Origin of the sequence: Lysobacter sp. TAB13 (assembly GCF_052113885.1) — a bacterium.
Taxonomy (GTDB): domain Bacteria; phylum Pseudomonadota; class Gammaproteobacteria; order Xanthomonadales; family Xanthomonadaceae; genus Lysobacter; species Lysobacter gummosus.
This window is the reverse complement of record NZ_JBFRDR010000220.1, coordinates 1-436: the sequence shown is the minus strand read 5'-3', so window position 1 is coordinate 436 and position 436 is coordinate 1. Positions and strand designations below refer to the sequence as shown.

General features: G+C 57.9%; 1 protein-coding gene. It reads left to right on the top strand.

All coding sequences use genetic code 11. The features are described 5' to 3' along the window. Positions 1-131: 131 nt before the first annotated feature. Positions 132-257 carry a hypothetical protein gene (locus AB4Y92_RS25900; protein WP_441822227.1) on the top strand — a complete coding sequence of 42 codons (126 nt, stop codon included), beginning with the start codon at positions 132-134 and terminating at the stop codon, positions 255-257. Positions 258-436 lie beyond the last annotated feature (179 nt).

The window sequence follows — 436 nt, the reverse complement described above, 5'->3', positions numbered from 1 at the left end:
GAATAGCCGGTCGYGATTGGCGCGAAATGGCAAGACTGACGCCTGTCTATGCACCAAATCACCCCCAACAGAGTTCGTCACCTTGATCGGAGTGCCTCATCGATCGTTCTCAGTCCGCCGGGTGAACAGTCATCGCCGAGGGCGTTGAGACCGATGCCGAATTTTCGCTGCTCTCTCAGCTCGGCGTGAGCCTGATCCAGGGCTTCCTATTCGCACAGCCGGCGCTTGCATGCCCTTCGGCCATCACGTGCAGGTGAGCCTCATCGCACATGGCTCCAAGCCACACCGCGCGGATCCCTTTCATCGCCATTGAACTGATCGGCCATCCGCAGGGTGGCCCTCGAAGACTGCATATTGAGGAGCCTTTGCATGCTGTCGAGAATTGACCAACTGGCTGTGTTCTCAGCCGTCGCATTCGTTGGTCTAGGAATTAGCC